The organism is Oleiphilus sp. HI0132, assembly GCF_001635845.1.
Genome location: NZ_LWGJ01001414.1, coordinates 1 through 887, shown reverse-complemented (window position 1 = coordinate 887; position 887 = coordinate 1). Strand labels below are relative to the sequence as shown.

The 887-nt window shown below is 40.9% G+C and carries 2 protein-coding genes; both read left to right on the top strand.

All coding sequences use genetic code 11. The features are described from left to right. The first annotated feature begins 223 nt into the window (after positions 1-223). Positions 224-595, top strand: coding sequence for a hypothetical protein (locus A3766_RS21570; protein ID WP_068511402.1), 372 nt, complete (start codon positions 224-226; stop codon positions 593-595). A gap of 87 nt (positions 596-682) precedes the next feature. Then, positions 683-887: hypothetical protein (locus tag A3766_RS32185; RefSeq protein ID WP_231882956.1), on the top strand; the 205-nt coding region annotated here is incomplete at its 3' end.

Genomic DNA, 887 nt, shown 5'->3' with positions numbered 1-887 from the left:
TTTATGTGTCTGGATAAAGAAGATCCTGAGTTAACTCGGCCAAATATAAAGAGAGAGGCTGACGTAGTAATAGAAATACGGAACAAATAACTGTTTACATAACAAGTGCCATCAATCGGACTTGGGTAAACTGTCACCGTTTTTGCAAAAAGACGCAAAAACGCCGCCACTTCACCCAAGCCGTTGTGGCAGGCGTTATGTTTTCAAATAAAGGATTGGTCAATTGAAGTTTAAGTCTGCGCCTTTGAAAGAAACAAAATTCTACGAAAGAGTTAAGGAACTGGCAGCAGATGAAGTTCAATCGCGTGAAGCAATGATACAACGTTGGCGCTGCGCAGTCGGAAGTGACGGGAAATTCGATGTATTTTTTACTCAATTAATTGGTTCAAGCCATCAAATGAGGGATGGTTATTATTGTTATCTATTGATTATTAACAACGATGAAATTTACATAGATTATGATTCCCGAGGCATACAAATTAGAGATACTGACACAGCGAAGAAATATGATAAGCGCAGTCTTGTTAGCCTTATTGAGAGTGCAAGGAAAGGTCGTGGCGATAAAAGCCCAATACCATGGTTCAGGCAAACATAACAAGGCCAGGCAGCATCGCTCCCTGCGGTCGCTGGACCTCGTTTCACTCGGCCGCTGCTGGCGGCGTTATAGCAGGAATGGTGATTTATGAATATTATGGATGAGCAAGTATCACTATTGAATGAGTTGAGCGAACTCATGATGATAAGCAGTGAGCTAGGGTATGAATCTCTTTCGTGTGAGTTTAAATATCACACTTCAGAAGATGGTAGTAGTTCAATAGGATCCAAATTTAGTTATGTAATTGATGGTAAAAGGGTCTCAAAGGCACTTGTAAAACCTGAAAGAGAGC